Source organism: Brachyspira pilosicoli (assembly GCF_019402445.1).
Classification (GTDB): Bacteria; Spirochaetota; Brachyspiria; order Brachyspirales; family Brachyspiraceae; genus Brachyspira; species Brachyspira pilosicoli_B.
This window is the reverse complement of sequence record NZ_SRZM01000319.1, coordinates 1-226: the sequence shown is the minus strand read 5'-3', so window position 1 is coordinate 226 and position 226 is coordinate 1. Positions and strand designations below refer to the sequence as shown.

Here is a 226-nt window from a genome sequence, read left to right as displayed (position 1 = left end):
AGATTTAGAGGCTAAAAGAATAGATGCTGTAATAGTAGATGAGATAGTAGCTCGTTACTATATAGCTAAAGAAAATGCTGATTTTACATTATTAGAAGACAAACCTATCACATCTCAATATCTTAGCGTTGGACTTAGAAAAACAGATTCAGAATTATTAAATGCTATTGATAAAGCTTTAGATGATATGAGAGCCGATGGAAAGGCTGCTGAAATATCTACTAAA

The 226-nt window shown here is 31.4% G+C and carries 1 pseudogene; it reads left to right on the top strand.

Annotated elements, in window-relative coordinates:
* A pseudogene (locus tag E6A48_RS09960) lies at positions 1-226 on the top strand (amino acid ABC transporter substrate-binding protein); the annotation flags it as partial.